This window comes from Micromonospora sp. NBC_00389 (assembly GCF_036059255.1).
Lineage (GTDB): Bacteria > Actinomycetota > Actinomycetes > Mycobacteriales > Micromonosporaceae > Micromonospora.
On record NZ_CP107947.1, the window covers coordinates 7,395,842 to 7,412,115 of the forward strand.

Here is a 16,274-nt window from a genome sequence, read left to right on the forward strand (position 1 = left end):
CCTGCGGGGGTCGGCGATAACGACAAACATGGTTAGCCTGAGAGGCCAGTGAGAATTCTGCGGCAAACGAGGCTCGACGTCGCGAACCCAACGGCGGGTCCAGGTGCTCTATACAGAGCTGCCGTGACGGCGACGAGGAGGAGGCCCGTGACACAACAGACCTGGGACGAGGTCGGCGGACTGTTGCCGCACGACGAGTTCCGCGCCGCCAGCGAGGCCATCGTGGCCAACATCGAGCAGGTCATCGAGGGTAAGACCGCCACCGTGCGGCTTGCCCTTGCCGTCCTGCTCGCCGAGGGTCACCTCCTCATCGAAGACGTCCCCGGCGTCGGCAAGACCAAGCTGGCCAAGGCCTTGGCGCGGTCCATCGACTGCACGGTGCGGCGGATCCAGTTCACCCCCGACCTGCTGCCCAGCGACGTCACCGGGGTCAGCGTCTACAACCAGGAGACGCACGACTTCGAGTTCCGTCCCGGCGCCGTCTTCGCCAACCTGGTCGTCGGCGACGAAATCAACCGCGCCTCGCCGAAGACCCAGTCGGCGCTGCTGGAGTGCATGGAGGAGCGGCAGGTCACCGTCGACGGCGTGACGTACCAGCTGCAGACTCCGTTCATGGTCATCGCCACCCAGAACCCGATCGAGATGGAGGGGACCTACCCGCTGCCCGAGGCGCAGCGCGACCGGTTCACCGCTCGGATCGCGATGGGCTACCCGGACGCTGGCGCCGAGCTGGCCATGCTGGACGGGCACGGCGGCACCGACCCGCTGAACGAGCTGCGCCCGGTCTCCGACGCGGACATCGTCCGGCAGCTCATCGCCACCGTCCGGCAGGTGCACGTCGCCGACGCGGTCAAGCAGTACGCCATCGACCTGGTCACCGCGACCCGCGAGGCCCCCGACCTGCGTCTGGGCGCCTCCCCCCGGGCAACCCTGCAGCTGCTGCGCACCGCCCGGGCGGTCGCCGCTTTGGAGGGGCGCGACTACGTCCTCCCCGACGACCTGCAGGCCCTCGCGGTGCCGGTAATGGCGCACCGGATCATCCCGACCGCCGACGCGCAGCTCGCCCGACGCACCACCGACGCGATCGTCTCCGAGCTGGTGCACCGACTGCCGTTGCCGCACGACCGGCAGCGCTCCCCGTACGACACCCGGCCCGCCACCGGCAACGGTCGCGCGCCCTACGAGCCGCGGAGGCCGTGACGTGCGTGCAGGGCTGCGCGGGCTGACCACCCGCGGGCGCTCGTTCCTCGCCGCCGCGGTCGCGGCGGCGATCTCGGCCGGCATCCTCGGCGAGAAGGACCTGCTCCGGGTCGCCGTGCTGCTGGCCGTCCTGCCGCTGCTGGCCGCCGCCTACGTCGGACGCAGCCGCTACAAGCTGGCCTGCAACCGTTCACTGGACCCGCACCGGGTCCCGGTCGGCGCCAACTCCCGGGTGGTGCTGCGGCTGCAGAACCTCTCCCGGCTGCCGACCGGCACCCTTCTACTGGAGGACCGGCTGCCCTACGCCCTGGGCAGCCGGCCCCGGGTGGTGCTGGAGCGGCTCGGCGCGCAGCAGGCCAGCTCTGTGGCGTACACCGTCCGGGCCGACGTGCGGGGCCGCTACGACGTGGGCCCGCTGGTGGTGCGGATGAGCGACCCGTTCGGGCTCTGCGAGCTCAGCCGGGCCTTCCCCAGCACCGACCACCTGACGGTCATCCCGCAGGTCACCCCACTGCCGTCGGTCCGGCTCCCCGGGGAGTACGCGGGCAGCGGCGACAGCCGGGCCCGGTCGGTGGCGGTGCACGGTGAGGACGACGCGGCGACCCGGGAGTACCGGCGCGGCGACGACCTGCGCCGGGTGCACTGGAAGTCCACGGCACGCACCGGCGAGCTGATGGTGCGCCGCGAGGAACAGCCGTGGGAGAGCCGGGCCACGGTCGTGCTGGACACCCGCGCGTACGGTCACCGCGGCGACGGGCCGACGGCGAGTTTCGAGTGGGCGGTCTCCGCCGCCGCGAGCATCGCCGTGCACCTGCGTCAGGCCGGCTACAAGCTGCGCCTGGTCACCGGTTCGGGGGCGGACGTGGACGCCTCGGAAGCCGGCGGCGACGGGACGCTGCTCGACCACCTCGCCGAGGTCCGGCTGGACCAGCGGGCCGAGGTGACCGGCCTGGTGCAGCGGGTCCGGCAACGCGCTGACGGCGGTCTGATCATCGGGTTGTTCGGCGCGGTGAGTGTGGCCGAGGCCGAGCTGCTGGCCGGGCTGCGGGGCAATGGCGCCACCTGCGTCGGCTTCCTGTTGGACAGCTCCACCTGGCTGAGCCTGCCGGAGAAGGCCCGGGCCGAGGCGGAGCACGCGCACGGCGCCGCCGCGCTCACGATGTTGCAGAGCGGTTGGCGGGTGGTCGGCGTCGACCACGGCAGCCGGCTGCCGGCACTCTGGCCGCAGGCGGGCCGGGGTTCCCAGGGCTTCGCCCTGCGCGCCGCGCTGGCCGAGACGGTGGCCGGCGGCGTGCGATGAACGGAAGGTTCCCCTCATGATCGCCAGTCGGAACATCGGTGCGGTGGCGGCTGCGGCCACGCTGCTCGCGGCCGCCCCGCTGTCGGCCATCTTCGAGACCTGGACGTGGCTGATCCAGTCCGCGATCGCGGTCGCCGTGGTGGCCGGGGTGGCCGCGCTGACCCGACTCGTCCGGGCACCCCTGTGGGGTCAGGTGCTCGGCATGCTGGCCGCCCTGGTGCTCGCCCTGACCTGGCTGTTCCCCAGCGGCGCGGAGTTTCTCACCTTCCTGCCCACGCCGACCACGTTCGGGCACTTCGCCGACCTGTTCACCGGCTCGATGCAGGACATGCGCTCGTACGGCATCGAGGTGCCGGACACTGACCCGCTGCTGTTCATCACCGTGCTCGGCGTCGGCGGGGTGGCCGTGCTGGTGGACGTGCTGGCGGTGGCGCTGCGCCGGCCCGCGCTGGCCGGGCTGCCGATGCTCGCCATCTACTCGGTGCCGGTCGCCGTCGACGTGGACAGCGTTCCCGCGGTGCCGTTCGTGGTGGGCGCCGCCGGGTACCTCTGGCTGCTGGTCACCGACAACGTCGACCGGGTACGCCGGTTCGGACGCCGGTTCACCGGCGACGGCCGCGACGTCGACGTGTGGGAGGCCTCGCCCCTGGCCGCCGCCGGCCGCCGGCTCGCGGTGGTCGGGGTTGCCCTGGCCGTGGTGCTGCCGCTGGCCGTGCCGGGCATGACCGGCGGGCTGCTCGACACGCTCGGCGGCGGGGCGGGCAACGGCACCGGCAACGGCCGGGCGGGGGCGGGCTCGTCCGGCCGCATCGACCTGTTCGCGTCGCTCGCCGGCCAGCTCAACCAGTCCGAGGTGAGCGACCTGGTCAAGGTGACCACGTCTGAGCCGACCCCGTTCTACCTCCGCTACGCGGTCGCCGACGAGCTGCGTCCGAGCGGCTTCCAGGCGCGCAGCCCGAGTGGTCGGCCGGCCAACCGGGATCTCCCGGATCCCGGCGAGCGGGCCGGCCGAGGGGTGCAGCAGACCCCGTACCGGGCCACCGTCGAGGTCACCAAGAGCCTGAGCATGTCCCTGCTGCCGGTGTACGCGGAGCCGGTGCGCACCGAGGACCTCAACGGCAACTGGCTCTATGACCCCAACCAGCAGGTCGTCTTCTCCAACCGGGAAAACTCCCGGAGCAAGAAGTACTCCTTCGACTACATCCGCTCGACGTACACCCCGGCGGCGCTGCGCGCCGCGCAGCCGCTGCCGACCGACCACCCGGTCCGCCGGCAGCTGACCGCCACCCCGGGGCCGGTGCCCGAGGTGGAGGAGCTGGTCAAGGGGCTGATCCAGGGGCAGCGCACCGATTACGATCGCGTGCTGTCCATCTACCAGCACTTCTCGGCGGACAACGGGTTCAGCTACCGGCTCAGCACCGAGAGCGGCAGCAGTGGCCAGGACATCGTCAACTTCCTGACCAACAAGGTCGGCTACTGCCAGCAGTACGCCGCAGCGATGGCCTGGCTGGTCCGCGCGGCCGGCATCCCGGCCCGGGTGGCGTTCGGGTTCACCAACGGCAGCAAGCGGGACGGCGACACCTACACGTTGACCAACCTCAACCTGCACGCCTGGACCGAGGTCTACTTCAACGGGGTCGGCTGGGTGCCGTTCGACGCCACCCCGACGTACGGGGTGCCGGGCTCCACCCGGTCGGCGTGGGCGCCGGACACTGACGCGCCGGAGCCGTCCAGCCCGGGCACCGGCACCACGGACACCCCGGTGGGCCCCGACGCGTCGGCCGGACCGGCCGGACCGGACAACGCCGACCGGGACACCGACAGCGGGCTCTCCCTCAGCGGTCAGACGCCGGCCGAGCAGGCACCGGTGTGGCCATGGTGGACGGCAGGTCTGCTGGCCCTGATGGCACTGCTGGCGGTGCCGGCGCTGCGTCGGCTGGCGCTGCGCCGACGGCGGGGTGGCCGGGCGGAGGGCGCCGCGGTGGCCGCCACCGCGGACGATGCCGCCCCGGGCGACGGGGCACCTGTGATGGTGGTCGGGGTGGACGCCAACGCGGCCCGCGCGGACGCGCATGCCGCCTGGGCGGAGTTGCTCGACACGCTGGTGGACTTCAAGGTCCGGGTCGACCGGACCGAGACGCCCCGGGCGACCGCGGACCGGCTGGTCCGGGACACCTTCACCGATGACACCGCGGCGGTCGGCGCGGCGCGGCTGCTCGGCCGGGCGGAGGAGCGGGCGCGTTACGCCCGGGACCCGCTGACCGGTGAGCGGCTGCTGCCGGCGCTGCGCGCGGTTCGGCGCGCGCTGGCCGCACAGGCGGACCGGCGGACCCGGCTGCTGGCCGCCGTGCTGCCGCCGTCGGTGCTGCTGCGCTGGCGGCTCGGCCTGGCGGACTCCTCCGGCCGGTTGGTGGCACTGACCGGGCGGGCCCGTTACCGGCTGCTGCGCTGGAATCCGCGTCGGCTGCTGGCCGACCGGGCGGCCCGCTGAGGGACGTCCCCGTCCGGCTCGGGGCGGCGGTCCATTGGCCGTCGCCCCGCCCGGCTGTGGCGCATCCCGTCGGCGCTCCCCTGCTCAACCACCTGCCGTCGCTGCGGTGCCCCGGGCCGCCGTTGATCCCTTGATGGTGAGCAGTCACGAGAAGCCGCGCGCCGCTGCCCAGCATCAAGTGATGCTGGGCAGCGGCGCGCGGCACGAGGGCGCGGGTACGAGGGCGCGGTGCAACGCGCGGGTACGAGGGCGCGCGGATACGACAGTGGTCGCCGGGCTGTTCCCGGCGACCCGCTCGTCGCGGTGTACGGCCCGCCTCAGCGGCGGGACGGGCTCAGCGGTGCCCCTCCGGGCGCTGCCGCCACCTGTCCTCCATGCGATCCAGGATCGACGACCGGCGACCGGATCGGCCACCGCCACGGGGACGACGACGACTGGTCGTGCCGCCCACCACGTGCAGGTCGGGTGACTGCGCACGCCGGTGCGACTGCACCGCGAACGCGGCCGAGGCCAGCATGACGACAAAGCCCGCCACCGCCAGCGGTGGAGTCTTGATCACCGCGCCATAGACCAGTAGAGCCAAGCCAGCGATGATCACGCCGGCAGCGACGAGCAGGCGACGCCGCGCGTGGAAGCGCGGATCGCTGGCGCGCACGGCCGAGGCGAATTTGGGGTCCTCGGCAAGCGACCGCTCGATCTGCTCGAACAGCCGCTGCTCGTGCTCCGAGAGCGGCACGGCACTCCTCCCCGGTCACGTTGGTCAGGCCCACTCGGGCCGACAGACCGTGGCAGCCAACCGGCTGCTTACCCGCAAGTCTACGAGGGGGGTCGCGCGTCGGAAAGCGGGACGACCTATGGGTGGGGTGGATTTTCGTTTCGGCGGGGATCACGGTCGCCTAACAGACTGGCTGGACCTATGACGGATCGCCCGAATCGGGCAGCGGCAGCGTCCGCGGCAGCTTCCGCCTCCCGCCAACCACGCTCGGGCGCGCCGAGGGTGAGTTGCCGGGGCGCACCCTCCGCCGGGGCGAGCCCCTCCACCCGGACACCGACGAGCCGGATCCGCTCGCCCGGGTCCAGGGCGGTGTAGAGCGCCCAGACCGTGTCGAACATCTCGCGTGCCGTGTCGGTGGGCACGCCGAGAGTGCGGGAGCGGTTGACGGTGCGGAAGTCGGCCAAGCGCACCTTGAGCGACACGGTGCGCCCCACCTGCCCGGAGCCGCGCAACCGGACGCCGACCTTCGCGCTGAGCGCGAGCAGGGCGCGGCGGATCTCCAGCGGGTCGGCCACGTCGACGTCGAAGGTCACCTCGGCGCCGATCGACTTGTCGACGTGCTCGGGGCTGACCCGGCGCGGGTCTCGCCCCCAGGCCAACTCGTGCAGGTGCGCCGCCGACGCGGCGCCGACCGCCCGGCGGAGCATGCCCAACGGGGCCTCGGCGAGGTCGCCGACGGTGGCCAGGCCGAGCCGACGCAGCGCCTCGGCGGCCCGCTCCCCCACCCCCCAGAGCGCGTCCACTGGCAGTGGGTGCAGGAAGTCGAGCACCTGCCCGGGGGGCACGACCAGCAGGCCGTCCGGCTTGGCCCGGGTGGAACCCAGCTTGGCCACGAACTTGCTCGGCGCCACCCCGACTGAGCAGGTCAGCGCCTGTTCCTCGACGACCCGGCGGCGGATCAGCCCGGCGATGGTGGCCGGGGCCCCGAACAGCCGGCGGGCGCCGGTCACGTCGAGGAACGCCTCGTCGAGGGAGAGCGGCTCGACCAGCGGGGTGACGTCCCGGAAGATCTGCATCACCGCGCGGGAGGCGGTGGTGTAGGCGGTGAAATCCGGTGGCAGGTAGACGGCGTGCGGGCAGCGGGCCCGGGCCTGGCTGGTCGGCATCGCGCTGCGTACGCCGTAGCGGCGGGCCTCATAACTGGCGGAACTCACCACACCGCGCGGCCCGACACCGCCGACGACCACCGGCCGGCCGCGCAGCTCGGGCCGACGACGCACCTCGACGGCGGCGAAGAAGGCGTCCATGTCGACGTGCAGGATCGGGCTGTCGGAGTCGTCGGCGTCCGGCCCGAAGCGCGGATCGACGCCCCGGGGCAACGACTGGCTGCGGCCCATCCCGGCAGGTTAACCCGGGGGTACGACACCACCAGCGACCGCCGGGCCGGACCGCCGTTCAGCCGCGGACGACCAGCAGCGGCACCGTCAGCTCGGCGGCCGTGTCCGACCCGTGGTACGCCACCAGCCGGGACGCCATCGGCCGCTCGGTGCGGGTGGCCAGCACCGCGTACGTGTCGTTGCAGGTCACCACCACGTCGCCGATGCGCCCCAGGTGCTCCTCGGGCACCGGCCCGAACCAGCCGGTCGCCACCACCTCGTCGCGGGTACGCACCCGCGCCGCGTCGCCGAGCACCGCCGACCAGGCGGCCACCACGTCGTCGGCCGCGCCCGGCGCGACGTGCAGGTAGCGCACCCGTGCCTCACCGGCCACCAGCCGCACACCGCCGCGCAGCCGCGGATCGGTGTCCAGGTCGAAACGGTGCGTGGCCGGCACGTTGAGCTGCCCGTGGTCGGCCGTCACCAGCAGCGCGGCGTCCGGCGGCAGCCCGTCGACCAGGCGGGCGAGCAGCGCGTCCACCTCGTTGGCGGCGATCCGCCAGGGTGCCGAGTCGACCCCGCTGAGGTGGCCGTGCCGGTCCAGGTCGGCGTGGTAGCCGGAGACCAGGGTGGGTCCGTGGCCGGCGGACAGCGCGGCCAGCATGGTGGCGGACACCGCGTCCGCGCCGATCGCGCCCCGGAAGTCGCCGCCCCGGTTGGCGGCCAGGGTCAACCCGCTGCCGCCGAACTCCGGCCGGCTCACCACGCTCACCGCCACCCCGGCGGCGCGGGCCCGCTCCAGCTGGGTGGGCACCGGCTGCCAGCGCAGCGGCGACGGGTCGGCGGCCCAGTCGGTGTGGGTGAGCACCCGGTCGGTGCCGGGCATCCGCACGGTGAAGCCGAGCACCCCGTGCGCGCCCGGCGCGACGCCGGTGCCCAGCGACACCAGGCTGGTCGGGGTGGTGGACGGGAAACCCGCGATGAGCGGCCGGGCCACCGTCGCGGCGAGCCCCGCGAGGGTCGGCGCGTACGGCGCGGCGGTCGGCAGCTGGTACCAGCCGAGGCCGTCGACCAGCAGCACGGCGATCCGGCGTACGCCGACCAGCGCGGGGACGAGCCCGAGCGGGTCGGCCGACCCGGGGACGCCCAGCACGGCGAGCGCGCTGGGCAGCACATCGGTGAGGCGGCCGCCGCCGTGTTCCGGCCCGAGGACCGTCAGCGGCGCCGGCGCCGGCGCCGGCGCACCGCCCGGCGGGGCGGTCATGCCGGCCGGCGGGCGAACAGGTGCAGCTGGGCGGCCAGATCCCGGTACGGGGGCTGGGCGGCCAGCGTCCGTTCCAGCTCGACCAGGGCGGCCGACTGCCCGTCGGCGACCGCGGCCGGCAGCAGGTCGGCCAGTACGCGTACCCCGTGGATCTCCTCGACCACCAGCCCGGCGGCGGTGAGCAGCGCGGCGGCGCCGGCGGCGTCGTAGCGGCGGCGCAGGGTGTCCCGCGGCCCGGCGGTGCCGGCCGGGTCGGCGGCCAGCGCGGCCGCGACCTCCAGGTGGCCGTTCATCGCCCGGCCCAGCACGGCGGCGGCCCGGCCGGCCACCAGCACGCTCGCCGCGCCGCCGGGGCGCAGTGCGGTGGCCAGCGCGGTCACCACCGGCGTCGGGTCGTCGACCACCTCCAGCACGGCGTGGCAGAGCACCAGGTCGACGCCGGCCGGCTCGACCAGCCCGGTCAGGGCGTCGCCGTCGCCCTGCACGGCGGCGATCCGGTCGGCCACCCCGGCCTCGGCGGCCCGGCGGGTGAGCGCGGCCAGCGCGTCGGGGCTGGCGTCGACCACGGTGACGCGGTGCCCGGCCCGGGCCAGCGGCACAGCGAAGCCGCCGGTGCCGCCGCCCACGTCCAGCACGGTGAGCTCGGTGTCGCCGCGCCGGTCCAGTTCGGCGCGGAGCACCGACCAGATCACGGCGGTACGGGGGGTCAGCGGCGGCCCGGCGAACCGGCCTCGGGTCTGCTCCACCCGGTCGAGCCTAGTCACCCGGTCCATCAGCAGGGCGATCGTGTGGCAGGCGCACCGACCCGCCGGGTCGGGACGCGGTGACGCGGCCGGTCAGGACTCGACGCCCTCGACCTCGTCCTCCGCGCGGGACCGCCGCTCGTTGGCGACCGGACCGTTGGTCACCTCGTACTCGCGAGGGTCGGCGAGGTGCGACGGCATCCAACCGGCGCCGAGCCGGGTCCGTCGGGAGTTGGCGATTCCGCCGGTGTACGTGTGATTCCCCATCACTGTTCTTTCCCCTCATGGATCACGGGCCGCTCTGCCCGCTCAGCACGAGTCTCCCGCTCGGCGGCACCGGAAACCGTAATGTGGATCACTCGATCAGCGGAAGTCACGGGACGCGGGACTGACCGGTGGCTCGATGGCGTCCAGCCGGTCGGCGACCAGGTTGGTCACCCCCTCATGCCGCTCCAGCCGCCCCCGGACCACCAGCGCGGCGCTGGTCCGGGCCACCCGCCGGTAGCGCTGCCACAGCCCCGGCGAGCAGGTGACATTGAGCATGCCGGTCTCGTCCTCCAGGTTGAGGAAGGTGACCCCGCCCGCGGTCGCCGGGCGCTGTCGGTGGGTGACGATGCCGCCGACCCGGATCCGCTGCCCGGGCTCCACCCGACCGAGCCGGGCGATCGGCACCGCGCCGAGCACGTCGAGCTGACCCCGGATGAACCGGGCCGGATGGCTCTCCGGTGACAGCCCGGTGGCCCACACGTCGGCGACCAGCCGGTCCACCGCCTCCATCCCGGGCAGCGTCGGCGCCGCCGCGCCGGTCACCGTGCCGGGCAGCCGGCCCGGCCGGTCCTGGGCCGCCGCGCCGGCGGCCCAGAGCGCCTGCCGTCGGGTCAGCCCGAAACAGGCGAAGGCGTCCGCGGTGGCCAGCGCCTCCAGTTGCGCGGCGGTGAGACCGACCCGCCGGGCCAGGTCCGACATGTCACGGTACGGCCCGTGCGCGCTCCGGTCGGCCTCGATCCGCTCGGCCACCTCGGCGCCGAGGGTACGCACGCTGGACAGCCCGAGCCGGACCGCCGGACCGTCCAGCCCCCAGGCGTGCGGCGGCTCCCCCGGCCCGCTGCCCCACCGGGTGTCGGGGGTGGACTCCAGCACCGCCTTGGCCCCGCTGGCGTTGATGTCCGGCCGGCGTACCTCCACCCCGTGCCGGCGGGCGTCGTCGACCAGGGTCTGCGGTGAGTAGAAGCCCATCGGCTGGGCGTTGAGCAGCGCGGCGAGGAACGGGGCCGGGTGGTAGCGCTTGAGCCAGGAGCTGGCGTAGACCAGGTAGGCGAAGCTCATCGCGTGGCTCTCCGGGAAGCCGTAGCTGGCGAACGCGGTGAGCTTGCGGTAGACGTCGTCGGCCAGCTCACCGGTGATGCCCCGCTCGGCCATCCCGGCGTAGAGCCGGTCGGCGATGCGGGTCATCCGCTCGACCGAGCGTTTGGCGCCCATGGCCCGGCGCAGTTGGTCGGCCTCGGCCGCGTCGAAGCCGGCCAGGTCGATGGCGAGCTGCATCAACTGCTCCTGGAACAGCGGCACGCCGAGGGTCTTCTCCAGCGCGTTGCGCATCAACGGGTGCGCGAACGTCACCGGCTCCAGGCCGTTCTTGCGCCGGATGAACGGGTGCACCGAGCCGCCCTGGATCGGGCCGGGCCGGATCAGCGCCACCTCGACCACCAGGTCGTAGAACTCGCGGGGCTTGAGCCGGGGCAGGGTGGCCATCTGGGCGCGACTCTCCACCTGGAACACCCCGACCGAGTCGGCCCGGCAGAGCATGTCGTAGACCTCCGGGTCGTCCAGCGTCATGTCGCCGAGGTCCAGTCGGGACCCGATCATGTCGTAGCCGTAGTGCAGCGCGGAGAGCATGCCGAGGCCGAGCAGGTCGAACTTGACCAGACCGACCGCGGCGCAGTCGTCCTTGTCCCACTGGAGCACGCTGCGCCCGGGCATCCGCCCCCACTCCACCGGGCAGACCTCGATCACCGGCCGGTCGCAGATCACCATGCCGCCGGAGTGGATGCCCAGGTGCCGGGGGAACGTCTGCAGCTCGTTGGCGTACTCCACGACCTGCTCCGGGATGTCCTCGACGTCGACCGTGGCGACCGAGCCCCACCGGTCGATCTGTTTGCTCCAGGCGTCCTGCTGGCCGGGTGAGAAGCCGAACGCCTTGGCCACGTCCCGCACCGCCGACCGGGGCCGGTAGGAGATGACGTTGGCGACCTGGGCGGCGTGCTCCCGGCCGTAGCGGGTGTAGACGTGCTGGATCACCTCCTCCCGGCGGTCGGATTCGATGTCCACGTCGATGTCCGGCGGGCCGTCCCGCTCCGGGGCGAGGAAACGCTCGAAGAGCAGCCGGTGCCGGACGGCGTCCACGTTGGTGATCCGCAGCGCGTAGCAGACCGCCGAGTTGGCCGCCGAGCCCCGGCCCTGGCAGTAGATGTCCTGCTCACGGCAGAACGTCACGATGTCGTAGACCACCAGGAAGTAGCCCGGGAAACCCAGCTCCTCGATCATGTTCAGCTCGTGGTCGAGCTGCGCGTACGCCGTCGGGTGCGCCTGCGGGGGGCCGTAGCGCTCCCGAGCCCCGTCGGCGGTCAGCTTCCGCAGCCAGCTCATCTCGGTGTGCCCTGGCGGCACCGGGTACGCCGGCAGCTGCGGTGCGACCAGTTGGAGGTCGAAGGCCAGCTCTGCGCCGAACTCGGCGGCCCGGGCCACCGCACCCGGGTACGCGGCGAACCGGGCCGCCATCTCCGCGCCGCTGCGCAGGTGGGCGGTGGCAGCCGCGGGCAGCCAGCCGTCGATCTCGTCCAGGCTGCGTCGGGCCCGGACGGCGGCGACGGTGGTGGCCAGCCGACGCCGGCCAGGGCTGGCGTAGTGCACGTTGTTGCTGGCCACCGTCGGCAGCCCGGCCGCGGCGGCCAACTCGGCGAGCGCATCGTTGCGGTCGGCGTCGACGGGGTGGCCGTGGTCGGTCAGCTCCACCGCCACCGTCTCCGCACCGAAGAGCGCGGTCAGCCGGTCCAGCTCGCGGGCCGCCGCGTCCACCCCCTCGGTGAGCAGCGCCGCCGGCACGTGCCCCTTGCGGCAGCCGGTCAGCACCAGCACGTGGTCGCGCAGCTCGGCGGCGACCTCTTCCAGCTCCCCGTAGACCGGGCGGCCCTTCTCCCCGCCGCGTAGCTGGGCGCGGGCGATGGTGGTGGCCAGCCGGGCGTACCCCTCGTGGCCGTGCGCGAGCACCAGCAGGTGCGCGCCGTGCGGGTCGGGCTCGCCGTTCTGCGGGCCGGGCAGCCCGAGGGACAGCTCCGCACCGAAGATGGTCGGCAGGTCCAGCGCGCGGGCCGCCTCGGCGAAGCGGACCACCCCGTAGAAGCCGTCGTGGTCGGTGACGGCGAGCGCGGTGAGCCCCAGCCGGGCCGCCTCCTCGGCCAACTCCTCGGGGTGGCTGGCGCCGTCGAGGAAGCTGAAGTTGGTGTGCGCGTGCAGCTCCGCGTAGGGCACGGCGTCGTCGGGGCGGGGCAGCTCGGGCGCCTCGTAGTGCTGGCGCTTGCGACTCCAGGCCGGGGAGTCACCACCGTCGGCGTCCACGGCGAGCGGGTCCACCACGTGCAGGTGCCGCTCGCCCCTGCTCCCCCGGTTGCCGTCGGGCCGCCCGGAGAGCACACCCTCCAGCTCCGACCAGGGCATCTTCGGGTTGTGGAAGCTCATCTGGCTGAACACTCAGTCATAGATCGCCTCCACCAGCCACTGCCCGGCCTCGACGGCGAGCAGCAGGGCGGTGCCGTCGGCGAGGCCGACCTGAAACCGGGCCCGACGGCGGGCTTCCGCCGGCGCCCACCAGCGCTCGTCCACCGGCCACGGCCCGGCCCAGCCGACGATCTCCGCCGGCTGGCCGGTACCAACCACCAGCAGGGCGGGCGGGGCGCTCACCGCCAACCGCGCGCTGATCACCACCGGCTCTCCGGCGGCGTCGTGCACGGTCGCCGCGAGCGGGCTCGGCAGCACCATCGCCGGTGCGGGCGGTGGGAGCTGGCCGGGCCAGGGCGGGGCACCCCCCGCCACCCGGGCCCCGGCCCGCGCCGCGCCACCGCCCGATCCGCCCAGGTCCGCCGACCGGCCCGAGACCGCCAGCCCACCGGGGGACGCCGACCCGCCCGGATACGCCGGGCTGCCCGGCGCCGGCGGGCCGGGACGGGTGGGGACGCGTTCGTCGCCCCAGGGCACCAGTCGCACCTGGTCGGCCGGGGAGCGCCCGCCGCCGAGCACCGCGGTGACCACCGCTTCCGGGCCGAGGATGCCCTGCACCCGACTCAACGCCCGGTGGGCCCGCTCCCGCTCCTCGCCGGTCTCCCCCCAGAGGCCGGACTGCAGGCCGGCCTGGGCGATCACCCCGTCCGGGATCAGCCGCAGCCGGATGATGCCGGCCGTCGGCCGGGCCGGTCGGGCACCGGCCCGGCCGTTGCTGCCGGAGAGCCACCCGTCGAGCTGCCAGCGCACCCGGTCGGCGATGGCCGCGGCGGTGAGCAGGCCGTCGTGCCGCCACACCCGGTGCAGCTCCTGCCCGTGCTCGGTGACCGCCTCGATGCCGAGCCGGGTGCAGGCCAGCCCGTGCCCGGCCAGCCGGTCGTGCAGTTGCTCGGCCAGCGCACGGGCGGCGAACGCCGCCGCATCGACCCGGTCGATCGGCTCGTCGTACTCGGCGGTCACCGTCAGGTCGGCCGGCGGCTGCCGGACGGCGAGCGGGCGGTGGTCCCGCCCGGCGGCCAGCCGGTGGGCCAGCGCGCCGTCGAACCCGAACCGGGCCAGCACGTCACCGGCCGGCAACGCGGCGAAGTCGCCGAGGGTCCGCACCCCCAGCCGGCGCAGCAGGTCGGCCAGCGCCGGCCGGGCGAGCGCCTCGACCGGCAACCCGGCCAGGAACTCCGGCGTCCCGCCCGGCGCCACCACCCGGCCGGCGCGGGCGGCCAGCCCCGCGGCGAAGACCCCGTCGGCGATGCCGATCTGGCTCTCCACCAGACACGACTGGGCGATGTGCTCGATGATCCGCTCGGCGGCCGCCTCCTCGCCGCCGAGGTAACGGCTCGGGCCCCGGGCGGCCACCGCGCAGGCGCCCGGGCGAACCACCTCGACGCCGGCGACCAGCTCCTCCACCGCGGCGACCACCGGCTCGAACGCCCGGGCGTCCCGGCTTGGGTCGTACTCCACGACGGTGAGCTGCGGGCAGCGGCCCTGCGCCTCCCGCTTGCGCAGCCCCCGGCGCACCCCCTCGGCGCGGGCCCGCTCGGAGCAGGCGACCACCCGGTTGGCGTGCAGCACGGCGACCGGGCCGGTGGCCGGCACCCCGTCGACGATCTCGGCGGCGAGCACCGGCCAATCTGGGCACCACAGCAGCAGGGTCCGTACCGGTGAGCCGGTCACCCCGGACCTCCCGGGCCAGGCTCGGCCGGAACGGCACCGCGCTCCGCGACCCCGGTCACGCCGGACTGACCAGGGTGAGGGCGCCCTGCCGGGCGGTGTCGGCGCGGACCCGGTCACCGGCCGGCGGCACCGGACGGGGCCGGCCGGCGAACGGCACGGCCGGTCGGCCCACGGGCGACAGCACCGTACGAGGGATCACCCGGGTGAGCTCGTCACCGGGGAGCCAGACCTTGATCTCCTTGGGTCGGGCGGCCGCCCCGCGCCCGCGCGCCGAGACGGTGACCTCCCGGCGGCGCAGCCGGCCCCGGCCCGCCCCGAGCCCTTCCCAGACCCCACGGACCACCTGCAACGTCACGTCCGCGCCGTCCCACCGGCCGTACGGGACGAGCACGCTGCCGCGCTGCCGGGCCCGGGCGGCCAGTCGGGTGGCGACCGAGGCGGAGACCGCAGCCGGCACGGCGGTGACCACGACATCCACCCCGTCGATCAGCGCGGCGACCACGGTGGCCCACTCGGGGCCGGGATTCGGCACCAGGGCCAGTCGGTCCAGGGCGATGCCCAGCTCGGCGGCCGCGCCCGCGCCGAACGTCGGCACCCCGACCACGGCGCACCACGAGCCGGCGCGGGACGCCTCGGCGAGCAGGGCCAGCACCAGCGAGGTGCCGCCACTGCGCCGAGGTTGACCGACGGCGACCGCGATGGTGCTGCCCCGACGCAGGCCCCGGTTGGGTAGCAGGCCGGTCAGCTCAGGCACCACCGGCAGCACCCGGTGGCCGCCCTCCGGATCGGGTGCGCTCGCCGGGCGTACCAGATCGGCCAGTGCGGCGGAACCGACCACCATGCGGCCCGCCATCGGACCAACCCCCCGTCGTTGCTGTGGATCAGATCAGGACCGGCACGCCGGGACGCCGGCCGCCCGGCTCCCCCCATCGGGCGGCCGGCGTCACGGCGGGGTCATGCGGCGAGGCCGTCCAGGGCCGGTTGGTGAGCCACACCGAGCGCGGTCTCCACCACCGTGACGAACTGTTCGGCCGCGCGGAGCAGGTCGTCTGCCTCCCGGGCGCTGACCACCCGGGGGATGCCGGCCTCGGCGGCGGCCCGCTTGCCGGCACCGGCGGCGAAGAACCGGGCCCACTCGTCGAGCTCGGGGGCGACGGCGCAGAGCAGGACCCAGACGCTGGTGATCCGGTTGCGGCGGCTCGGCGCGGGTCGGGCGCGGGCGGCGAGCAGGGCGGCCGCCGCGCGCAGCGCCGCCAGGTGGGCGGCCGCGTAGCGCAAACCGTCGGGTCGGGTCTGGCCGGCTTCGATCAGCCCGCGCCGGGCCAACGTGAGGAGTTGGGCGGGGGTGCGGTGCGGCAGCACGTGCGCCGGCACCGTCGGTGCCTGAGCCGGGTTGGTCGGCATGGACTGTCTCCTCCACGTGGCCGGGGCGTCGGCCGGCGCACTGATGCCGCCGATGAGACGCCGAGGTCGGGTGGTGCGGAGGAAGACGCACCGGGTGTGGCCGGCCGGGTGTGGATGCTTCCCCACACCACACCCGGCCGGCGTACCGGCGGGTTCGTCGCCCGCCGCCCGGGGGTCGTGGGCGGCGAGCGACGCTCCTGCCTGATGGGACCGGGCTCGCGACTGCCCGGAAACCCAGGTGCGGCCCGCGGAGCCACACCGCCCGGAGGTGGTGCCGCGAAACACCGCGCTCCGGCTGGTTGGAACGGGCGTTCGAGGCAATCGAACACTCGTTCTAAC

Annotated in this window: 12 protein-coding genes; 3 read left to right on the plus strand and 9 right to left on the minus strand. The window is 74.7% G+C overall.

Annotation, left to right across the window (positions count from 1 at the left end; genetic code table 11):
• The first annotated feature begins 147 nt into the window (after nt 1–147).
• From OG470_RS34895 to OG470_RS34905, 3 genes are read left to right on the plus strand one after another with little or no spacing between them, the layout of a single operon-like run.
• The gene (locus OG470_RS34895; protein ID WP_328418890.1) at nt 148–1,200 is read left to right on the plus strand and encodes an AAA family ATPase; all 1,053 of its coding nucleotides are present in this window, start codon (nt 148–150) and stop codon (nt 1,198–1,200) included.
• A gap of 1 nt (nt 1,201) precedes the next feature.
• On the plus strand, nt 1,202–2,500 hold the full coding sequence (locus OG470_RS34900) for a DUF58 domain-containing protein (protein WP_328418891.1): 1,299 nt from the start codon (nt 1,202–1,204) through the stop codon (nt 2,498–2,500).
• Nucleotides 2,501–2,516: 16 nt separating this feature from the next.
• The gene (locus OG470_RS34905; RefSeq protein WP_328418892.1) at nt 2,517–4,991 is read left to right on the plus strand and encodes a transglutaminase family protein; all 2,475 of its coding nucleotides are present in this window, start codon (nt 2,517–2,519) and stop codon (nt 4,989–4,991) included.
• 334 nt (nt 4,992–5,325) lie between these two features.
• On the opposite strand, the gene OG470_RS34910 is transcribed toward OG470_RS34905, so the two are convergent.
• The 9 genes from OG470_RS34910 to OG470_RS34950 all read right to left on the minus strand — a co-directional run bounded on the left by OG470_RS34910 (nt 5,326) and on the right by OG470_RS34950 (nt 15,935).
• Entirely contained in the window at nt 5,326–5,727 is a 402-nt protein-coding gene (locus tag OG470_RS34910) for a DUF3040 domain-containing protein (protein ID WP_124817678.1), read from the minus strand.
• 116 nt (nt 5,728–5,843) lie between these two features.
• Entirely contained in the window at nt 5,844–7,103 is a 1,260-nt protein-coding gene (locus OG470_RS34915) for a DNA polymerase IV (protein WP_328418893.1), read from the minus strand.
• Between the two features lie 58 nt (nt 7,104–7,161).
• A complete protein-coding gene (locus OG470_RS34920) occupies nt 7,162–8,346 on the minus strand; it encodes an alkaline phosphatase family protein (protein ID WP_328418894.1) in 1,185 nt (394 codons plus the stop codon).
• Complete coding sequence (locus tag OG470_RS34925; RefSeq protein WP_328418895.1) at nt 8,343–9,119, minus strand: methyltransferase domain-containing protein; 777 nt, start codon at nt 9,117–9,119, stop codon at nt 8,343–8,345. The genes OG470_RS34920 and OG470_RS34925 overlap by 4 nt, the downstream gene beginning before the upstream one ends.
• 63 nt (nt 9,120–9,182) lie before the next feature.
• Entirely contained in the window at nt 9,183–9,356 is a 174-nt protein-coding gene (locus OG470_RS34930) for a hypothetical protein (RefSeq protein ID WP_328426867.1), read from the minus strand.
• Between the two features lie 96 nt (nt 9,357–9,452).
• Nucleotides 9,453–12,821: an error-prone DNA polymerase gene (locus OG470_RS34935; RefSeq protein WP_328418896.1), complete on the minus strand. Its 3,369-nt coding sequence runs from the start codon at nt 12,819–12,821 to the stop codon at nt 9,453–9,455.
• A 12-nt stretch (nt 12,822–12,833) separates the two neighbouring features.
• Complete coding sequence (locus tag OG470_RS34940; protein ID WP_328418897.1) at nt 12,834–14,531, minus strand: DNA polymerase Y family protein; 1,698 nt, start codon at nt 14,529–14,531, stop codon at nt 12,834–12,836.
• Nucleotides 14,532–14,586: 55 nt separating this feature from the next.
• On the minus strand, nt 14,587–15,384 hold the full coding sequence (locus tag OG470_RS34945; protein ID WP_328418898.1) for a hypothetical protein: 798 nt from the start codon (nt 15,382–15,384) through the stop codon (nt 14,587–14,589).
• A gap of 101 nt (nt 15,385–15,485) precedes the next feature.
• Nucleotides 15,486–15,935 (minus strand): SAV_6107 family HEPN domain-containing protein, encoded by a 450-nt coding sequence (locus OG470_RS34950; RefSeq protein ID WP_328418899.1) that lies wholly within the window; start codon nt 15,933–15,935, stop codon nt 15,486–15,488.
• Nucleotides 15,936–16,274 lie beyond the last annotated feature (339 nt).

Coding starts and splice junctions, on each gene's coding strand:
- OG470_RS34905 (WP_328418892.1), top strand. CDS start 2,517: ATGATCGCCAGTCGGAACATCGGTGCGGTGGCGGCTGCGGCCACGCTG.
- OG470_RS34915 (WP_328418893.1), bottom strand. CDS start 7,103: ATGGGCCGCAGCCAGTCGTTGCCCCGGGGCGTCGATCCGCGCTTCGGG.
- OG470_RS34920 (WP_328418894.1), bottom strand. CDS start 8,346: ATGACCGCCCCGCCGGGCGGTGCGCCGGCGCCGGCGCCGGCGCCGCTG.
- OG470_RS34925 (WP_328418895.1), bottom strand. CDS start 9,119: ATGGACCGGGTGACTAGGCTCGACCGGGTGGAGCAGACCCGAGGCCGG.
- OG470_RS34930 (WP_328426867.1), bottom strand. CDS start 9,356: ATGGGGAATCACACGTACACCGGCGGAATCGCCAACTCCCGACGGACC.
- OG470_RS34935 (WP_328418896.1), bottom strand. CDS start 12,821: ATGAGCTTCCACAACCCGAAGATGCCCTGGTCGGAGCTGGAGGGTGTG.
- OG470_RS34945 (WP_328418898.1), bottom strand. CDS start 15,384: ATGGCGGGCCGCATGGTGGTCGGTTCCGCCGCACTGGCCGATCTGGTA.
- OG470_RS34950 (WP_328418899.1), bottom strand. CDS start 15,935: ATGCCGACCAACCCGGCTCAGGCACCGACGGTGCCGGCGCACGTGCTG.